Consider the following 15,159-nt stretch of genomic DNA (forward strand, 5'->3'; position numbering starts at 1 on the left):
CCCTCCTTCCTAAAACGCTTGCTTACGTTCTTTAACAGCCTCTTGCTGACTTGTAATATCATCAACAAATCTTGAGAATTCTTGCTTGCCAAGCTGTACATTAATATAAGCCGGTTGTTTATTTGTTGTTTGTCCATCCGATTCACTTGTATTGCTTCCATTTTGGTTTTTACTTACAGCATCTTGTCCAAAATTAGAAATTGCGGATATTCTTGAGGCATTTGCAGGTGTTTTGTATCCAGCAGAAACCATTGGAATTGTTGTCCCTGTTACAGCACCCATTGAAACATCACCAAGTAAAATCCCTTCTGATAACGAATCAAATGCATCCCTCACTGTTACTGCCATATTTTTTGCGGCTCTTAAAACCGGATTCTCCATTTGGTTAATACCCCATATTAAACCTTCACCGACGTAATTACCTGTATCTCGCATTTCCCTAGAAGGGGACTTAACTTGTAATACTCTATTTACAGTACTAACAATGCTACTTCCTAAATCCCTCGCAGCATCTATTGCATCGCCAATCATCGAACCAATTCCACCTATTAATCCTTGAACAATATTTACCCCAGTTTCAAAGAGATCGACATCTCCTAAAGACTCTAATAATTGGCTGCCAATTTCTACACCTGAGCTGAATACTTCGCCAATTAAACTCAAAATACCGTCAATTAGAGCACCTATTAGTTCAACGCCAGCTGCTAGCAATTGTGGTAAATGTTCTATAATTGCTTTTAACAATTCCGCCATTAACCTTATTGCAGCAGAAACCAATTGAGGTAGCACTTTAATTATCCCGTCTATTAATTTAGTTAATATTTGCACACCTGCATCTATAATTTGCGGTAGATTTTGTACTATAACCTCAGTAAACTTCGTAATTATTTTAATAACCGCATCTACAATCTGAGGGAGCATTTGAATAATCCCGTCTACTAGTTTTATTAAAATTTGCATTCCTGATTCAATAATTTGCGGTAAATTTTGAATAACAACCTCAGTGAATTTTGTAATAATCTGCATCACAGCATCAATTAATTGAGGTAGAACTTGAATGATTCCCTCAATTAATGAATTAAGGACTTTAATCCCTGCATCTATAATTAACGGCAAATTTTGAACAATGGTATTTAATAATGTTGTCAGAACCTGAATAGCAGCTTCAATTAATTGAGGTAGCATTTGAATGATTCCATTAACTAAAGATAGTAAAATTTGAATCCCTGCATCTATTAACATAGGAATCATAGGAATTATTGTTTGAATGAACATTGTTATAACTTGTATTGCCGACTGTACAATCATAGGTAACATCTGTGTAATACCTTGAACAAGCGCGTTTATAATCTGAACCGCCGCTTCTATAATGACAGGTAAAGCCGTTACAATAGCCGTTACGAGTGTTTGTATCAAAGAAATGCCAATTGTTATAATCTGCGGTAACAGCGTTGTGATACCTGTTATAAAGGTTGTAATGATTTGCAAAACGGCTGCTACAATTTGTGGAAGTGCTTGCGTGATCCCTTGCACTATTCCAGTGATTATTTTAATTCCTTGTTCTAGAAAAACAGGTAATTGAGTCGTTACAAAATTTGTTAATCCAGAAACTAAGTTATTCAGGATTTCCCCGAACTTAGTAACCATTTGAGCGCCACCAACACCAGTTGCTTCTGTCATTCTTGCGAACATAGTGCCAATTCCAATGACTAGCCCAGGTACACCGCCAATAATTACGGCAAGTAATGAAGGAAAAATTGTTTTGAACAATTCAGTCAGTCCGGAAAAATCACCATGGAAAGCCTGTACAATAGCTTCTTTCATTATTCTAAATGCTTCTTCAATTTTACCTACAAATTTATTGATTCCTTGTATAACCTCATCGTTCATTCCGATAGAACTAAGCATTTTTTCGCCATTTATTTGACTTCCGAATACCAACTGGAATAAGCCTTTGATCGCTGTTACAGTATTATCAACGGCTTTTCTAAACGGCTCTATGTTTTTATATGCATACGTAAACCCTACTGCTAATCCAGCAATTGCAGCAGCTACAGCCCAAGCTACAGGGCTGACGACCATTAACCCTAAAACCAATGGTTTCACCATTTGCCAAACTAAAAATAAGGCTGCTCTATATCCTTTTAGAAGTCCAATACCAACTGCTAAGGGAGCAAGAATCAATGTTAATGCTGGAACTAACATCATAGTTCCCTGAATGAATTTAGCTAGAACCGGGTGTGCTTCATTAAATTTAATTATCAATTCTGCTATCGCGGTTACGAATTTATAAACAGGTATCATAACTGCTGTGAAAGCTTCTTTCATCGGATTAAAGGCTTCAGATAGCTTTTCTAGCATTTTTGTATATGCTTCAGCATATTTTGGATTCATTTCCATGTTAGCCTTGTGTAATGCGCCATACAATAAGACAGAAGAAATCGCAGCAGCGAGCGCAACCATTTGCATTCGCATTAATCCCGTATTTATTACTCGTATTTGATCGTTTAATTCTTTCATTGACGCATTCGGACCAACAAATTCTAATGCTAATTGTGCCGCACTACCCCTATTCGCCATTCTTTCGATAGCCTCTCCTACAGCTAACGCCCCATGTGACAAGCTGTATAATGGGTTTCCCATTGTTCTTAGATTGTCTCTGAGCCTAGTTGCTGTAGGAGTCATATTGTTCATGGTTGCAATTGTTTCTAAAATAGCAGCTTTTGCTTCAACATTATTGTTTATTAATGCATCATTGGCAGCTTTTTGCGCTTTACCAATCTCATTAACTTGTGCAATTAAATCTTGAGCTGAACCAGTATAAGTATCCATGCTCATAGCAGTTTGCAAATATTGAAGTTCTGCTCGCTTTAATTGTTCTATATGCGGTTTCATAGCTTCTCTTTGTTGTCTGTTTATTTCACGTATTTCCCTACTTAATTCGCTATTCGCATCCCCCATATTCTCGATGCTTCTTCGATACTCCCGAGATGTACGATTTGTTGTTCTAACAAAATCATTTAATTGACTTTGCATAGCCGCCATTTCTCTTCGCATCTGATCTGTTTCCGCTCTAAACTGAACTACTAATTCTTCTTGTGTCGCCAAAATCTCACCTACCTTTCAATCAACCGAAGTTGAGACTTTGTAAGAATTCCATATTTTCCTCAGCCTGTTTCGCGCGGTTTTCAATAGATTTTTTCTTCTGTTCATCAGTAACCATTTTCGATCTATCAAATAAATCTTTTGGTTTCATACTCTTCTTTGGATTACTGTGATAAACCGAGCGCATCATCAGAGCAAATATGCTATAGGTTTGCAATTCATCTAGATATTGTTCATTTCTCCCTGTCATCATATTTTGAAACTCGCGGGGAGTCAGGTTCCTTACCTCATTTGGTAATAAACCTAAGTATCTAAATCCATCTTGCTGTACCTTGTCTAGTTCTTCTCTAGTAAAATCGGTTGTTCTTCGTCCGTCCCGTACATCTCGTCCGCCATCTCTTTCAGTTCCGGATTCTTCGCTACCAATTGTTTCTTCATTCGTGTTTTTAATTTCTTCGTTGTCGCTTTGTAGAAAAAATTATCTGCTACTACTTCGTTAAGAACTTCATCAATGAACTCTTGCGAGATTTTCTCTGCTTCGAATTGCTTTTCAATTTCAGTAACAACTTGCTCTCTAGTGATTCCTTCACCTGTATGCATTAATCCAAAGTAAATAGCGTCTTCAAACATATCTAAATCACCTTGTAAACAAGCTCCAATAACTTCTTGTGCGCCACCTTTATATTTCTTGTTTAGCTCAGCAATTGTTTTGTAAGTAAGTTTTAATTCGTGTTCTTTCCCTTTAATTTCAAAACGCATATATATCAATCTCCTTTTGATTGGATGTTATTTTCAAATTTAAAAAGAAGCGGTAAAAACCGCTCTTTATTCTCCTGCACCTTTAGGAATCTCAGTTAATGTTTCTGTACGTGTTGTACCAGAAAGCTTTGTCTCTACTGAATAAGAAACAAATTCTCCAGTAGATGATGATCTTTCAAAAGAAGTCAGCATATATGTTCCAATTTCAGCTTCTTTTGTACGCTTATTAATTTCATAAATCTCGATGTACTCTTTGTTTCGAATAGCAGCTTTTGCAGCCGGGTAGAACACGTCTCCCTCTGATAACGTACAACCAAATGAACGAGTCTCAGATACTTTACCATAGTCATTAATCGTTCTATCTTTCGACTCTGCTTCAATCTCATCTGCTTCAATACTATGGGATTCTTCGTTTTGATCAAACGGACGAACTAATTTTTTTGCTGTTGGATTTGCTGGATCCTTTATCATCGCAGCGATAATATATTCGTCACCACGATACATTTTATTTTTCACAGTAGGTGTTGTTTCAGTTGTGCCAGCCATACATTCACACTCCTTAATTCAAGTAAGTTTGTTGGTATTCAAAAATCATTGTTAATTGCGCTGAACCAACCTCAACTGGGGCGGTAGTCACTCTTCTTAAATAGACGGTATCAGTCGATTCACTTCCATCTTCATTACGAAGATTCACTGTGTAACCGCTACGTCTAATTAAGTTTGCAATCTCATCAGATAGACTCATAGCTTCCTCTGTCGTTGCATTAAAAAACCTCACTGTCATTGTGTACAGTAAGGTGAATGTATCCTTTGTATTTTTCAAATCATTCGTTGATAAATGCGGGAAGTAAACTGAAGGTACTCTTATTTCTTCTGGTACCTGCTCATGATAAGCGAATGTACCTTGGGGCAGGTTATCGAAAATGAAAGCTTTCATAGTACCATGTATTTGTGCGTACATAATCTAACCTCCATGTACCCATTGTCGAAACTGGCGGTCGAATGCGGTTTGGAACATACGCTCATAGATAGCAACCGCATTATCCCAGTAAGGACGACCTTCTATGAATTTAGCAGTTAGCATCATTCCGGTAGGTGCATGCAGATCATATTCAAAATTATGACCTTCCCACCTTCCTGGGACGAATCGCCTTACCTGCTGCCATCCATCATTCTGAAGCTTCGCATATTCCACATTTGTCCCCACCTCTAATACTAAACCGCCATCAGAGGAACGCCATACGTTCCCATCTCCGCCCTTATCAAACGAATTTAGCAGTCTCCTAGTATCAACAACCCCTAAAGAAATGATTTGATTTTGTACTTCTTCTAGAAATTGAAAACCGCTAGCTTCAAGCCATAAAGCGACGTTCTGATCTAACCCGTTCGCCATACGATTCAACTTAGCACTGAATTCGCGGAACCCTCTAGTCGTTATTTGGCTAGCCATGGCTCACTCTTCCTCTCTGCTATGGCTTTTATATGTGAAACCTCACCAGTACGTGGATTCGCTACTGGAAAGGGATTTCGTATATAGTAAGTGACATTCGTATCTTTTTTAATCGCTTTGTCATTATGCTTAACATCAGCATCAGGCATAAATAATACTCGGATTTCTTGGTTATTTAATTGGTTTGGTGCTGATTGTACAGATGCAGTTGTGCTTTCTATAAAGTAGCAGCTTTGTTCTGCTACATCAGGACTATCCTTGTAAGAATAAACCTCTTCTCCTGGTTGCCCGTACTTCCCTAGCTTTGTTTCCTTCTGCAAGTGGTAAATATCGCATTCATGGGCCATCATTACTTGTAGAGACATTAAATCGTCCTCATTTTGAACGTGACTTTATTCTTTCCAACGTTAGGTATAAACCCTTTTAATAAATTAAGCACATCAGGTTTAGTGATACTAGAGCTATCCTTTGTATATGAATAATCTCCACTACCAACACTTTCAGACTTAATCCCCTTCATTGCAGTAGTATCAGCGTTTGTATACGCATAATACTGTGCTAACTTTTTACAAGCTAACTTTACCACTTCAGGAATTACTGGGAATTTCGTTTGATCAGCGAAATTAGCTATATTAGGAATATTATTAATCTCTGTTTCCGCCTCAAGTATATCCTGCTCCAATAGAGGAACAGGACGCTTTTTTACTTCAGGCAGCACAGTGTAATCTATTAATTCTTGAGCAGTAATAAGCGACATACCTATCACTCCTCTCCTTTAGATTTACTACCTTCTTTTCGGACTGCAAATTGTTCGTTACCACTTAGGTAATCGTACGTTTTCTTTGTAACCTTCTCTTCTTGTCCCAATAAAAATAGACGTTCATGGACGTCATATGTTTTCCCAACTATTAATTTAGCATAGTAATTCAAAAGTCATCACTCCTTAACTTTGATAACTTTTGCCACTGCATCTTCCTCTTCGAACTTCACATCAACTTTCGCAGTTAAAACAATAATGAATTTACGAGCGCGAATATCCTTATCCACTTCAATTCGAATATTACGGCTCATACCTGTCACAATATTTTTAGGAAGAGTTAATAAAATATCAGATACAGTATTGGCTCCATCATTATATGGCTGTAACATAGCAATCCCCTCTACTGGAACACCATAAGCAGAAGCTAAACCACCTTGAAGTGAAACATCCCCTAAGTTAGTTTGTCGCATTGCTACTTGATCTTTCCATTCAATTTCTAAACCATGTGATGTGTAAAACTTCCAATCTTTAGGGTTACGCAGGTATTTAGCAGGAACAGCTTTATAAGCTTTCTTAAATACATCCTTAGTAAATGCACCTGCAGCACCATCTACAACATGCGACGTTGCCTGTTTACGCAGACCATCTAATAAAGCTAAATAAGGATCTGTAGATGCTATATCACCGTTCAAAATTAATTCTTCAATATCTAATGCAGCACGATCTGCAATCATCTGCATGATAGTATTTTGAAGATTCCCACCCTCAATATTGTTTTCCAATGTATCATAAGTAATATGCACTTCAGCAATTACTTCTTTGGCATTTAACGTAATTGTACTAGTTGATGGAGCAGAGCGATCAGAGTCTTTTAAAGGTACACCTTCAACGCCAGGACGAAGAATACGGGAACCAAAGCCAATCTTTTCAATTTTAAGTGTGTCTGAAGCCATTTGAATAAAGCGCGAATCCTTTAAAATAGTAGGGGAGTTTTGCACCATACGTAAGAATGTATCAGCTTGTTCAGGATTCATTAAACCACCACTAGCCAATGTGGCAAGAGTAACGTCTGCTTTTTCAATAATTGTTTTGTTATTAAGTGTCATATACCTTTTCCTCCTTCAGGCTTACAGTAAGCCATTCCATACAGATTTTTTGACTTCAGTTTTTTCAACAACATCAGTATCTTGTTGATTGCTAACGCCTTGAGATTTTTTCAACGTTTCAATCTCTTCACGTAGAGGAGCAGTCGCAGCTTCAACAGCTTTTTCTACTCTAATATCTTCTTCTGTTTTTTCCTCGTCGAGATTAAGATGTTTTTTAACAGAAGCTAATTCCTCTTTAATTGGATTCACTGCTTTCTCTACTGCGGATGCTAATGTCTTTTCTAACTGTTCTTGATTAAACTCCATATTATCTTCCTCACTTCCTGCACCTTCTGTTGACGGTGCGACGCGTGTTTTTAGATTTGTTAAAGAATCAATAGCTGCATCGATATCAGCCATGTTCACATTACTGATTTTCATGCCAGCTTTTTCTACTGCGGAAAGGAATGTTGCTTCATCATCAGCATCTTTCACGACTTCAATCTGTTTTTGCCCACTAAAAAAGCCCTTCACCAATTGGAAGAAGGACTTCATTTGTTTCTCTTCAGTTTTAGTTACTTCTTCCTCAATTACTTCTGTCTCGGCAACTCCTGCAAGGGAATATCCTGTCATTTTTCCATCTTTAATATCTTTCCATATCTCATCGGTTGCTTCTGTCACCAGTACCCATGTACCTTTTGTGATTATTTCACCGTTTATTTCTATGTCGACAGGAGCTACATAACTTTCTACTACTTTTCCTGCTCCTGCATTAAAATCATGTTGAGTGTCGATATTACGATACTTAGCGATAAAATTATGAGCGGATTTTTCTATTTCTTCCGCAGTCATAAAATCCCCGTGTGCGTCATGAGTGTTTGGGTCATCCGCGCTGCCAGGAGAGTATACAATTCCATATACAAGTTTTTGCTCTTCGTCTTCACCTTTAATAATTTTGACTTCTTTTTCAAATGTTGGTTCCTGTTCACTTTTCGTTAAGAAGAATTTCTTTTTGTTTGCAGCTTTATCCACAATAGAAACAAAACTTACATCCACGTTTTTTAGTTTTCTTGGCATTTACTCACCCCCTTTCAAATATGAATCAGCTTAATTTTAGAAGTCTTCATTTCTTGTTCAACTCCTTCAAAGTTTCTTCCCTAATCTTCTGTTTCTCTTCTTCAGATAGGCCTAATATATTATTATCTACGGCAGGGGACATAATACATTTACAGTTAATTCTTTCACGCCCACTTAACGAACTATCACGAGGAAACATACACCGTTCTCCAGAACCGGGGAGCTCAAATTCTTCCTCTACCAGAACCGTTGTACCGTCATACGCCACGTGATTATCACGAGGTTGATTGTTCTTTGTACCGCTATGACGCCACTTCTTACCTATTACAGCAGGGGATTGGCGATATGATTCAAATTGAGAAGCAGAACATGCTGCGAGGACTTCTGTCTGCGCTGTTGTCTTTGCTCTTTTACGGTCGAATTCCGGTAGCTTCGCAAGCCCTCTTGCTATTTCACGAATACCTTTCCCTTTCTCTAATCCCTCGTTTAAAATACGCTCTACCGCTTTTTGTGAGTTAATCTGCATTAACTTACCTAATTCATCAGACCAACTATTAATCCACTTTGTAGTGCGTTTTGAGAAGATACTAAACTGAATATCAGGATCAATTGCATCCATGAAAGCTTTCGTCATATCCTTCATCGTGTAATTAAGGAACTTCCTCGCTGCTTTACTCAAACTTTTAGCAAATGTATCAGCTCCAAATAGACTGCCAGTAACAAAGTTAATAACATCCTTTATCGTGATACCCTTTTCGATAGCATCCTTTTTCGTATAGTTCTTAATTCCATCAACAATGTACTTCTTCTGCTTCCGAAGTAGCTTGGCAACTTCCTTTTCGAAGTCCTCAACGTATCCCGGTAACATGTCCAATACTTCCAGATCATCAGGCAATGAATCTGTAAAATCACCAGTATCAGCTTTCTCTATCCACCCATTTAATGAATCTAGCAGTTTATCAATCTTCTGCATCTTGCATCGACTCCAATAAGTCTCGTACATCTTTCATTACATTTACGAGTTCTTCCTTAGCATTACCACCAGCTGATTTTTGTAGCTTCTCACTTAACCCTTCCTCCCAACCACTTACCTTACGATGTCTTTCTAAAACTAAAGCAACTGGTTGATCCGCTTCAGGAATATCATAATCTGAGAACTCTTTATTTAGCATATTGCCAGCAATATTGCGTATATCCTGGAATGTTAAACCACCCTTATCAGCAAGCACCTCAATAGTTTTAACCATATCCTCCGTGTTACTGATCTCTGATTTTCGTAGGTTTACGTATACGTGTTTTAATCCATATGGAAGTAGCAGTACATTGTTAATAATAAATTCTAAAGCACTTCGTTCCGGTTCAAATACCTGCTCCTCTGTAATCTCTCGTACAGATTCAGCAGTTGCTCTGTTAAAGTCGCGAATATAACCTACATATACGTCTGGTAAACGGAATGCTGATTGTACTTTTTGACGTGATTTCTCATCGTATTCAAGGAATAGAGCATCATTTTGCAGGATATCTGCTAGTGATTTAAGCTCGATATCCACCGACGTTGGAGTATCACCTACAATACCCTCTTCAGCACTTTCCACCTGCAGTAGCAGATATTTATGTTGATTATCTTCACCTTCAACATTCGAAACATAATCAGTTAGAGCTGCTTCACTTTCTTCTGATAAAATTCCATTTTTCAGTAAGATAGCCATCGGAATATGACGCCCTTGTTTGAAATAGCGTAGATTTAATTCCTCTGCCTTCCTAGCTCCTACCATATGAACAACATGCGATACCCAACGCGGGATACCATAAGGGCCATTCCCTATCTTCAGTTGTATTACTTCAGTGGCGTTTTTTTCGCCAAATGTAGAAGTACCAAATTGGCCAGTTTCTTTATTCAAGAAGCGTGGATCCCCGAATTCTTTAAAGTACGTGTCAGTATTTCCTACTCGCTGCACATAGCGACGAAATAGTTTTTTTCTTTTAACTTCATTTCCGTTAATGGTATAAGTAACCTCTTGAGGTTTATCATCCTTACGTGTGACCCTCATGTACTGCGACAACATATTTACTAATTCAGCAGGTTTCCCATCTAAATTACGAATCACTTCAATATATCCATTACCTGTGGTTTCTCTATCGTCGATACTTGTCTCAAGAACTTCTTTAAACGGTTTGTCGAAACTAAAGAAAGGAATTACCTCATCATTCACAAAGGACCACTCCATTTTCATCTCTGTCGTTTCTTTAATATCACCTTGCTTATACTTCATCTCATGACCAAATCCAGCAATATTACGCTTATACGCATCAATACACTGCCCTAGAATCGTACTATTTTCCCTAATCTGCTGCAAATCTTCAATTCTATAAGGCGGTTCGATAATATCATTAACTGTGTTCTTCTCATTCTCGCTCTCTTGTTGGCGAGATAATACTTGAGTACTTGTCCCTACTGCCTTAATTACCTTTGCACTAACTTTCCTTTTCTTTGTCATTAAGTTGCTTCACCTCATTTCTTTTTCTTCTTTTTACGTAATCCGAATATAATCGTGTTAATGAAGTATCTCGTTTCGTCCATGTGATGGTCATTCTCTTTAAGTGGTTTATCCTCACCGCGTTGGATCGCTTTTTCATCCCATATATAAGAGGCAAACTCCTTAAACGTCTCAACGCAGCAATCGTTAAAGTATGTTCTGCCTGTATTAAGCGCTATACCAACGTTTCCAATGCCCTCTTTCACATTATTACGAGCCTTATATACTTTCCTCTTATTACGCATCAATACAGCGATAAACGAAGCAGCCGAGGGGTCAACTACTGTTCCTTTAATTGGCAAATCACCAACGAATTCCTCATAGTCTTCGTAGTATTCCTGATCTGTTTTCTGCTTCTCTGCATCACGGCCACTATAATGGTACTCCTTGATTTTATACCACACTTCTTTGTCGCCTTCTTCAATACATTTACCCCATAATCCATACGCCATAGCGTTCTGTGTACCGTAGTCGCAAGAAACATAATACTCAACGTAATTACGATCTACAGAATCAACTTTGTGCACTTCTTCCTTGAACATATCAAATACAAGACCTGAAGCAGCTGCCCACAATCCTAAAATGTACCGTTTGAAGAAGACACCGCTATATAACTTGTAATAACGTTGTTTTGTCTTCTTAGAAAGGGATAAGTTATCATCCATAGTAAAGCGAACATGCAGTAAATTCCTTTCCTTACGCTTATCGAGCCATTCCAACTTAAACCAGTGATATGGACCTGCCGGATTGCAGTTGAACCATATTTTTGAGCCCTCTACTGAACAACGACCTGTCGCCTGATCTACGAAACTCCGAACCATCAGTGCTACCTCATCAAAGAATCATCCAGCAAGAGTAATTCCTTGAATTAAGTCCTGAGAACTTTCATCCTTACCACCAAAGATGTAAAAGAAATTAGTAACTCCATCCTTAGTAATTGAGAGCATATTTTCACTTCTATGATCTTTAACCTTATAACCACGAGACTTGAGCATTTTTTTAAGTGGCGTTATAACGTTACGACGGTGCGAACCAATTGTTTTCCCGCACATACCGAAGTTCTCACCTTCGAATGACTCCATTGCCCACATAACATAGGAAAGAGCCATCGATACTGTTTTTCCGGCACGAATAGAACCATCGCAAATAATCCCGTCATAATCTTTAACGGGACTGTTAGGCTTCCACCAAGTTAATACCTTCAGCTGCTTCTTGGAGAATGGTTTAAATTTAAAGGGAGCAGGTTTCTTTTTACGCTTCGGAATCGTCGTCATGATCATCCCACACTTCCTCTACCTTTCCTTTTAGCGCCTCTTTGAAACCATCGTCTTCATACTCTTCCCCATCTTCTCCCTTAATACGAGCAGTGTCAGCTTTCGTTTTTTCAATGTTAACTTTCATCTGCTCTAACTTCAATCGTCTCTCATCATCAGCATTTGCTAACTTATCGAACCTCTCAATCATAGAGGATAACGCTGTCATAGCGCGCGAATAAGCTGTAAGTAAATTAGCTTGTTTATCCCATGCAAACTGCACTGTGTACGCGTCTCCATTCAGTGATTCGCTAATCATCTCTTTTGACATATCGTTTTGACTGCGAACATGCATAATACGTTGTGAATTAAGGATATTGAAGTATTGCAGTTGAATAGAGTGGAATAGCATATCTAATTCAGTATGATTTTGTATTTCATCTAGCAATTCCATTGCATGCGGATCGTCACTCGGGATTATCTTCCTAAACAATCCATGCGTCATAGCGTTATGGTTCCCTTTTGGCGGGCCATGCCCTACTGCATTCTTGTTCCCATACTTAGGATTCTTGTTTCCCGGATTACCCACTGCATTCTTATTCCCAATGGGTGCACCTGTTTTCTTGGTTTGGGTGCATCCTTTTTCGTCTTTTGGGTGCACCCCTTTTCGATTCCAGCCATGCCTTTTTCTCCAGGACTTAATTGTATTAATACTGACCTCATATTTCTCAGCCAATTCCTTATACTTCATACCTTGCATGTAATCTTCTTGAGCTAACTCGTGTTTTTGTTTCACTCCATATCACCCACCACCTTCTATATAATAGGAAGAAACTCGTTATAACTCTTCCTTATAGTAATTACTCTTCAAAATCCTTTTATTTAAATGTATAATTATATAAAAAGTTCTAAAAATTTGAATCGAGGTGAAAATCATGAGAAGTTTTAGTTCATTATTGATCTCTACTATCTGTTCAGCAATCCTCTTAGTTTGTAGTTCCCTTTCTTTTTATAATGAATTCTCAACAGGACATACATACTACTGGATTTACGGTATCATAGCCTTGGTTTTCCTTCTATTCTTTATCTTAAACGTGCGAGATATCATCAAGAAAAACTATAGAACATCAGGATAATAGGAGTTGATACATATGTGGAAAAAAATTAAGAATTATAGATTGAGCTTAAAAGATTTAAAGTTCATGTTATGGTTGTTCGGTATTACTTGTTTTATATACAGCTACAATTTCATTACAGGATTAGCTTTTGACTACAAATTCCAAGTCTATGATTTAGGTGGCTCTATAGCGACATTCGCCGCATTTATGGATACTAAGAATAGGATTAAAAATAAGAATTATAAGACTGCGTAATGTAAATGGGATCCTTCAGGGTTCCTTTTTCTATGCAAAATAAAAAAGCAGCGGATTCGCTACTTTTAATTAATTAACAATGATACAGTTGACCACGAATTTCGCCATTAGGATGTTGTACAGTATGAACATTAATATAAATGTTTCCAGCGATGATTTCATTTACAAGAGCCTCTAATGTTTGACCAGCCAACGGCCCAACCAAATCCTCTTGAGTAATTATTCCTGTAAAAGTTGCACACTCTATTGAAACTGGATTTGTTATAGGTCCAAATAAAAAAGCTACAACAGGACCATTTGTTCCTTTTGCTCCTAGATGCAGATGGGCAACTACTACATTCTCTATATCAAATAACTCCAACTTAAATTTTAAACTAAGCTCGTCCCGGCTCAATTTAAAGAAAGCTTGTCCTCGAGCATCTGTTTCTACTGGTGGAACTTCATTTCTGCCACGTAACTTTGCGAAGAACATATTTATCACTCCTATGCTTTTTATTTACTCCTAATATATTCATGTCCTTCTTATATGGTGAAAAAATAAAAAGTAGCTGTTAGGCTACTTTAACTGTTTATTATTTACTTATATTCCTCCTCTTTTAATTCTTTCGCTTTAGCATAAATAGTAGAACGCGGAACTCCCGTCATTTTTGAAATATCATTTACACTTAATCCATTCTCTTTCCTATTAAAGAATAAGTTCATAGCCTGCTTAACCTGTTTTTCATCCTGTCCTTTACGTCCCATATGTTTACCCATCGCTTTAGCTCTTTCTCTTCCTTCAGCTGTTCTTTCATTAATTAAATCTCTTTCAAACTCAGCAATTGCCCCTAACATAGTAAACATCAATTTACCTGCTGGTGTAGAGAAATCAATTTGTTCTTTAAGAAATACCACCGCTATTCCTCTATCCGCTAATTGATTTACAATCTTATGCAAATCAAATATTGATCTAGCTAAACGATCTATTTTACAAACAACAAATTTATCTCCTTCTCTCATATACTCTAATGCCTTTTGCAATTCTTCCCGATCACTATTAGCTCCACTGTACTTTTCAGAATATATTTTGTCACATCCATATTCTGTTAACCTTTCAATTTGTGCATCTAAATTTTGATCTTTTGTACTTACCCTTGCATAACCAACGATAGCCATCCAAATCACCTCAAAATAGTCTAAAAGTCTTAAGAATTATATACTTTTATTTTAGACTATCTTTTAGACAATAACAACTATCTGTTTACAAAGTTTTTACCCTATAAATTTTAATTGTACAAAAGGGTCAACTTTTAGACAGTTAAGCAGGACAGTTATTTTCTTTCGTTGTGTTCGTTTGTTTTGTAAAACAGGACAAATCTATCAATTCATTCAAATCTATAAATCTAACTATAACATTTTATAGTTTTATTCATATACTGTATTAGATTGCTAGAAAGGAGGCGTAAGCATGGACAGTTGTGTTTTGTTCGTTAATGGACAACCTTTTTTAGTGGTCTCAGTTGCTGGAATCGAAATTGCTAGATTAGAACTTTCTCTTCAAGTAGCATTGACTTTAATAGCATTAGGGATTCCAATTTGTGCGTAAAACTTAGGTATTTATTAAAAAGAGGGCTTTAGTCCTCTTTTTTATTTATCCCCTTATCTTTCCTTAACAACAAACAAGACGCCACCAAAATCACGGCAGCGCCTACAATAATTCCTATACACTTAATCAACTTATTTATCCTCACGTCATTTATTTCTTTGCTTCCATACCCCAT

The 15,159-nt window shown here is 37.4% G+C and carries 19 protein-coding genes and 1 pseudogene; 3 read left to right on the top strand and 17 right to left on the bottom strand.

Annotated features, from left to right (window positions below; all coding sequences use genetic code 11):
• Positions 1–9: 9 nt before the first annotated feature.
• From DPQ31_RS28265 to terS, 15 genes and pseudogenes are all read right to left on the bottom strand, one after another.
• Positions 10–3,108, bottom strand: a complete 3,099-nt coding sequence (locus DPQ31_RS28265) for a carbamoyl-phosphate synthase (RefSeq protein ID WP_261797490.1) — start codon at positions 3,106–3,108, stop codon at positions 10–12.
• A 19-nt stretch (positions 3,109–3,127) separates the two neighbouring features.
• Positions 3,128–3,358 (bottom strand): hypothetical protein, encoded by a 231-nt coding sequence (locus DPQ31_RS28270; protein ID WP_208731385.1) that lies wholly within the window; start codon positions 3,356–3,358, stop codon positions 3,128–3,130.
• Positions 3,359–3,441: 83 nt separating this feature from the next.
• Positions 3,442–3,864 (bottom strand): tail assembly chaperone, encoded by a 423-nt coding sequence (locus tag DPQ31_RS28275; RefSeq protein WP_208731386.1) that lies wholly within the window; start codon positions 3,862–3,864, stop codon positions 3,442–3,444.
• A 66-nt stretch (positions 3,865–3,930) separates the two neighbouring features.
• On the bottom strand, positions 3,931–4,410 hold the full coding sequence (locus DPQ31_RS28280) for a phage major tail protein, TP901-1 family (protein WP_098711169.1): 480 nt from the start codon (positions 4,408–4,410) through the stop codon (positions 3,931–3,933).
• Between the two features lie 13 nt (positions 4,411–4,423).
• The gene (locus tag DPQ31_RS28285) at positions 4,424–4,825 is read right to left on the bottom strand and encodes a hypothetical protein (RefSeq protein ID WP_208731387.1); all 402 of its coding nucleotides are present in this window, start codon (positions 4,823–4,825) and stop codon (positions 4,424–4,426) included.
• Between the two features lie 3 nt (positions 4,826–4,828).
• On the bottom strand, positions 4,829–5,314 hold the full coding sequence (locus DPQ31_RS28290) for an HK97 gp10 family phage protein (protein WP_208731388.1): 486 nt from the start codon (positions 5,312–5,314) through the stop codon (positions 4,829–4,831).
• A complete protein-coding gene (locus tag DPQ31_RS28295; protein ID WP_208731389.1) occupies positions 5,299–5,679 on the bottom strand; it encodes a DUF3599 family protein in 381 nt (126 codons plus the stop codon). The genes DPQ31_RS28290 and DPQ31_RS28295 overlap by 16 nt, the downstream gene beginning before the upstream one ends.
• Positions 5,679–6,071, bottom strand: a complete 393-nt coding sequence (locus DPQ31_RS28300) for a protein YqbG (RefSeq protein WP_208731390.1) — start codon at positions 6,069–6,071, stop codon at positions 5,679–5,681. The genes DPQ31_RS28295 and DPQ31_RS28300 overlap by 1 nt, the downstream gene beginning before the upstream one ends.
• A gap of 5 nt (positions 6,072–6,076) precedes the next feature.
• Complete coding sequence (locus DPQ31_RS28305) at positions 6,077–6,244, bottom strand: YqbF domain-containing protein (RefSeq protein WP_079520099.1); 168 nt, start codon at positions 6,242–6,244, stop codon at positions 6,077–6,079.
• A gap of 6 nt (positions 6,245–6,250) precedes the next feature.
• On the bottom strand, positions 6,251–7,180 hold the full coding sequence (locus tag DPQ31_RS28310) for a phage major capsid protein (protein WP_098646896.1): 930 nt from the start codon (positions 7,178–7,180) through the stop codon (positions 6,251–6,253).
• Positions 7,181–7,201: 21 nt separating this feature from the next.
• Positions 7,202–8,236 (bottom strand): XkdF-like putative serine protease domain-containing protein, encoded by a 1,035-nt coding sequence (locus DPQ31_RS28315; RefSeq protein ID WP_208731391.1) that lies wholly within the window; start codon positions 8,234–8,236, stop codon positions 7,202–7,204.
• A gap of 46 nt (positions 8,237–8,282) precedes the next feature.
• The gene (locus DPQ31_RS28320) at positions 8,283–9,209 is read right to left on the bottom strand and encodes a phage minor head protein (protein ID WP_208731392.1); all 927 of its coding nucleotides are present in this window, start codon (positions 9,207–9,209) and stop codon (positions 8,283–8,285) included.
• Positions 9,196–10,734 (bottom strand): phage portal protein, encoded by a 1,539-nt coding sequence (locus tag DPQ31_RS28325; RefSeq protein WP_208731393.1) that lies wholly within the window; start codon positions 10,732–10,734, stop codon positions 9,196–9,198. Before DPQ31_RS28325 ends, DPQ31_RS28320 begins: the two co-directional genes overlap by 14 nt.
• A 14-nt stretch (positions 10,735–10,748) precedes the next feature.
• A pseudogene (locus tag DPQ31_RS28330) lies at positions 10,749–12,053 on the bottom strand (PBSX family phage terminase large subunit).
• Entirely contained in the window at positions 12,025–12,822 is a 798-nt protein-coding gene (gene terS, locus DPQ31_RS28335; protein WP_208731394.1) for a phage terminase small subunit, read from the bottom strand. Before terS ends, DPQ31_RS28330 begins: the two are co-directional and overlap by 29 nt.
• Positions 12,823–12,961: 139 nt before the next feature.
• Between terS and DPQ31_RS29570 the strand changes: the two genes are divergently transcribed.
• Together DPQ31_RS29570 and DPQ31_RS28340 are read left to right on the top strand one after the other, a co-directional pair.
• Positions 12,962–13,162: a hypothetical protein gene (locus tag DPQ31_RS29570; protein WP_098718678.1), complete on the top strand. Its 201-nt coding sequence runs from the start codon at positions 12,962–12,964 to the stop codon at positions 13,160–13,162.
• 15 nt (positions 13,163–13,177) lie between these two features.
• Positions 13,178–13,399 (top strand): hypothetical protein, encoded by a 222-nt coding sequence (locus DPQ31_RS28340; protein ID WP_097821287.1) that lies wholly within the window; start codon positions 13,178–13,180, stop codon positions 13,397–13,399.
• 73 nt (positions 13,400–13,472) lie between these two features.
• Here the strand turns inward: DPQ31_RS28340 and DPQ31_RS28345 are convergent, their stop codons facing one another.
• A complete protein-coding gene (locus DPQ31_RS28345; protein WP_097821286.1) occupies positions 13,473–13,871 on the bottom strand; it encodes a CHRD domain-containing protein in 399 nt (132 codons plus the stop codon).
• A gap of 104 nt (positions 13,872–13,975) precedes the next feature.
• Positions 13,976–14,554 (bottom strand): recombinase family protein, encoded by a 579-nt coding sequence (locus DPQ31_RS28350; RefSeq protein ID WP_097821285.1) that lies wholly within the window; start codon positions 14,552–14,554, stop codon positions 13,976–13,978.
• 292 nt (positions 14,555–14,846) lie between these two features.
• Between DPQ31_RS28350 and DPQ31_RS28355 the strand changes: the two genes are divergently transcribed.
• Entirely contained in the window at positions 14,847–14,984 is a 138-nt protein-coding gene (locus tag DPQ31_RS28355; protein ID WP_000376551.1) for a DUF3956 domain-containing protein, read from the top strand.
• Positions 14,985–15,159: the final 175 nt, after the last annotated feature.

The organism is Bacillus sp. COPE52, from assembly GCF_003355115.1.
Taxonomy (GTDB): domain Bacteria; phylum Bacillota; class Bacilli; order Bacillales; family Bacillaceae_G; genus Bacillus_A; species Bacillus_A toyonensis.

Bases quoted from the DNA above. Each gene is read 5' to 3' on its own strand.
- DPQ31_RS28340 (WP_097821287.1), top strand. From the start codon at position 13,178: ATGTGGAAAAAAATTAAGAATTATAGATTGAGCTTAAAAGATTTAAAG.
- DPQ31_RS28355 (WP_000376551.1), top strand. From the start codon at position 14,847: ATGGACAGTTGTGTTTTGTTCGTTAATGGACAACCTTTTTTAGTGGTC.
- DPQ31_RS28290 (WP_208731388.1), bottom strand. From the start codon at position 5,314: ATGGCTAGCCAAATAACGACTAGAGGGTTCCGCGAATTCAGTGCTAAG.
- DPQ31_RS28280 (WP_098711169.1), bottom strand. From the start codon at position 4,410: ATGGCTGGCACAACTGAAACAACACCTACTGTGAAAAATAAAATGTAT.
- DPQ31_RS28350 (WP_097821285.1), bottom strand. From the start codon at position 14,554: ATGGCTATCGTTGGTTATGCAAGGGTAAGTACAAAAGATCAAAATTTA.
- DPQ31_RS28275 (WP_208731386.1), bottom strand. From the start codon at position 3,864: ATGCGTTTTGAAATTAAAGGGAAAGAACACGAATTAAAACTTACTTAC.
- DPQ31_RS28285 (WP_208731387.1), bottom strand. From the start codon at position 4,825: ATGTACGCACAAATACATGGTACTATGAAAGCTTTCATTTTCGATAAC.
- DPQ31_RS28295 (WP_208731389.1), bottom strand. From the start codon at position 5,679: ATGTCTCTACAAGTAATGATGGCCCATGAATGCGATATTTACCACTTG.
- DPQ31_RS28310 (WP_098646896.1), bottom strand. From the start codon at position 7,180: ATGACACTTAATAACAAAACAATTATTGAAAAAGCAGACGTTACTCTT.
- DPQ31_RS29570 (WP_098718678.1), top strand. From the start codon at position 12,962: ATGAGAAGTTTTAGTTCATTATTGATCTCTACTATCTGTTCAGCAATC.
- DPQ31_RS28345 (WP_097821286.1), bottom strand. From the start codon at position 13,871: ATGTTCTTCGCAAAGTTACGTGGCAGAAATGAAGTTCCACCAGTAGAA.
- DPQ31_RS28300 (WP_208731390.1), bottom strand. From the start codon at position 6,071: ATGTCGCTTATTACTGCTCAAGAATTAATAGATTACACTGTGCTGCCT.
- DPQ31_RS28315 (WP_208731391.1), bottom strand. From the start codon at position 8,236: ATGCCAAGAAAACTAAAAAACGTGGATGTAAGTTTTGTTTCTATTGTG.
- DPQ31_RS28325 (WP_208731393.1), bottom strand. From the start codon at position 10,734: ATGACAAAGAAAAGGAAAGTTAGTGCAAAGGTAATTAAGGCAGTAGGG.
- DPQ31_RS28270 (WP_208731385.1), bottom strand. From the start codon at position 3,358: ATGATGACAGGGAGAAATGAACAATATCTAGATGAATTGCAAACCTAT.
- DPQ31_RS28320 (WP_208731392.1), bottom strand. From the start codon at position 9,209: ATGCAGAAGATTGATAAACTGCTAGATTCATTAAATGGGTGGATAGAG.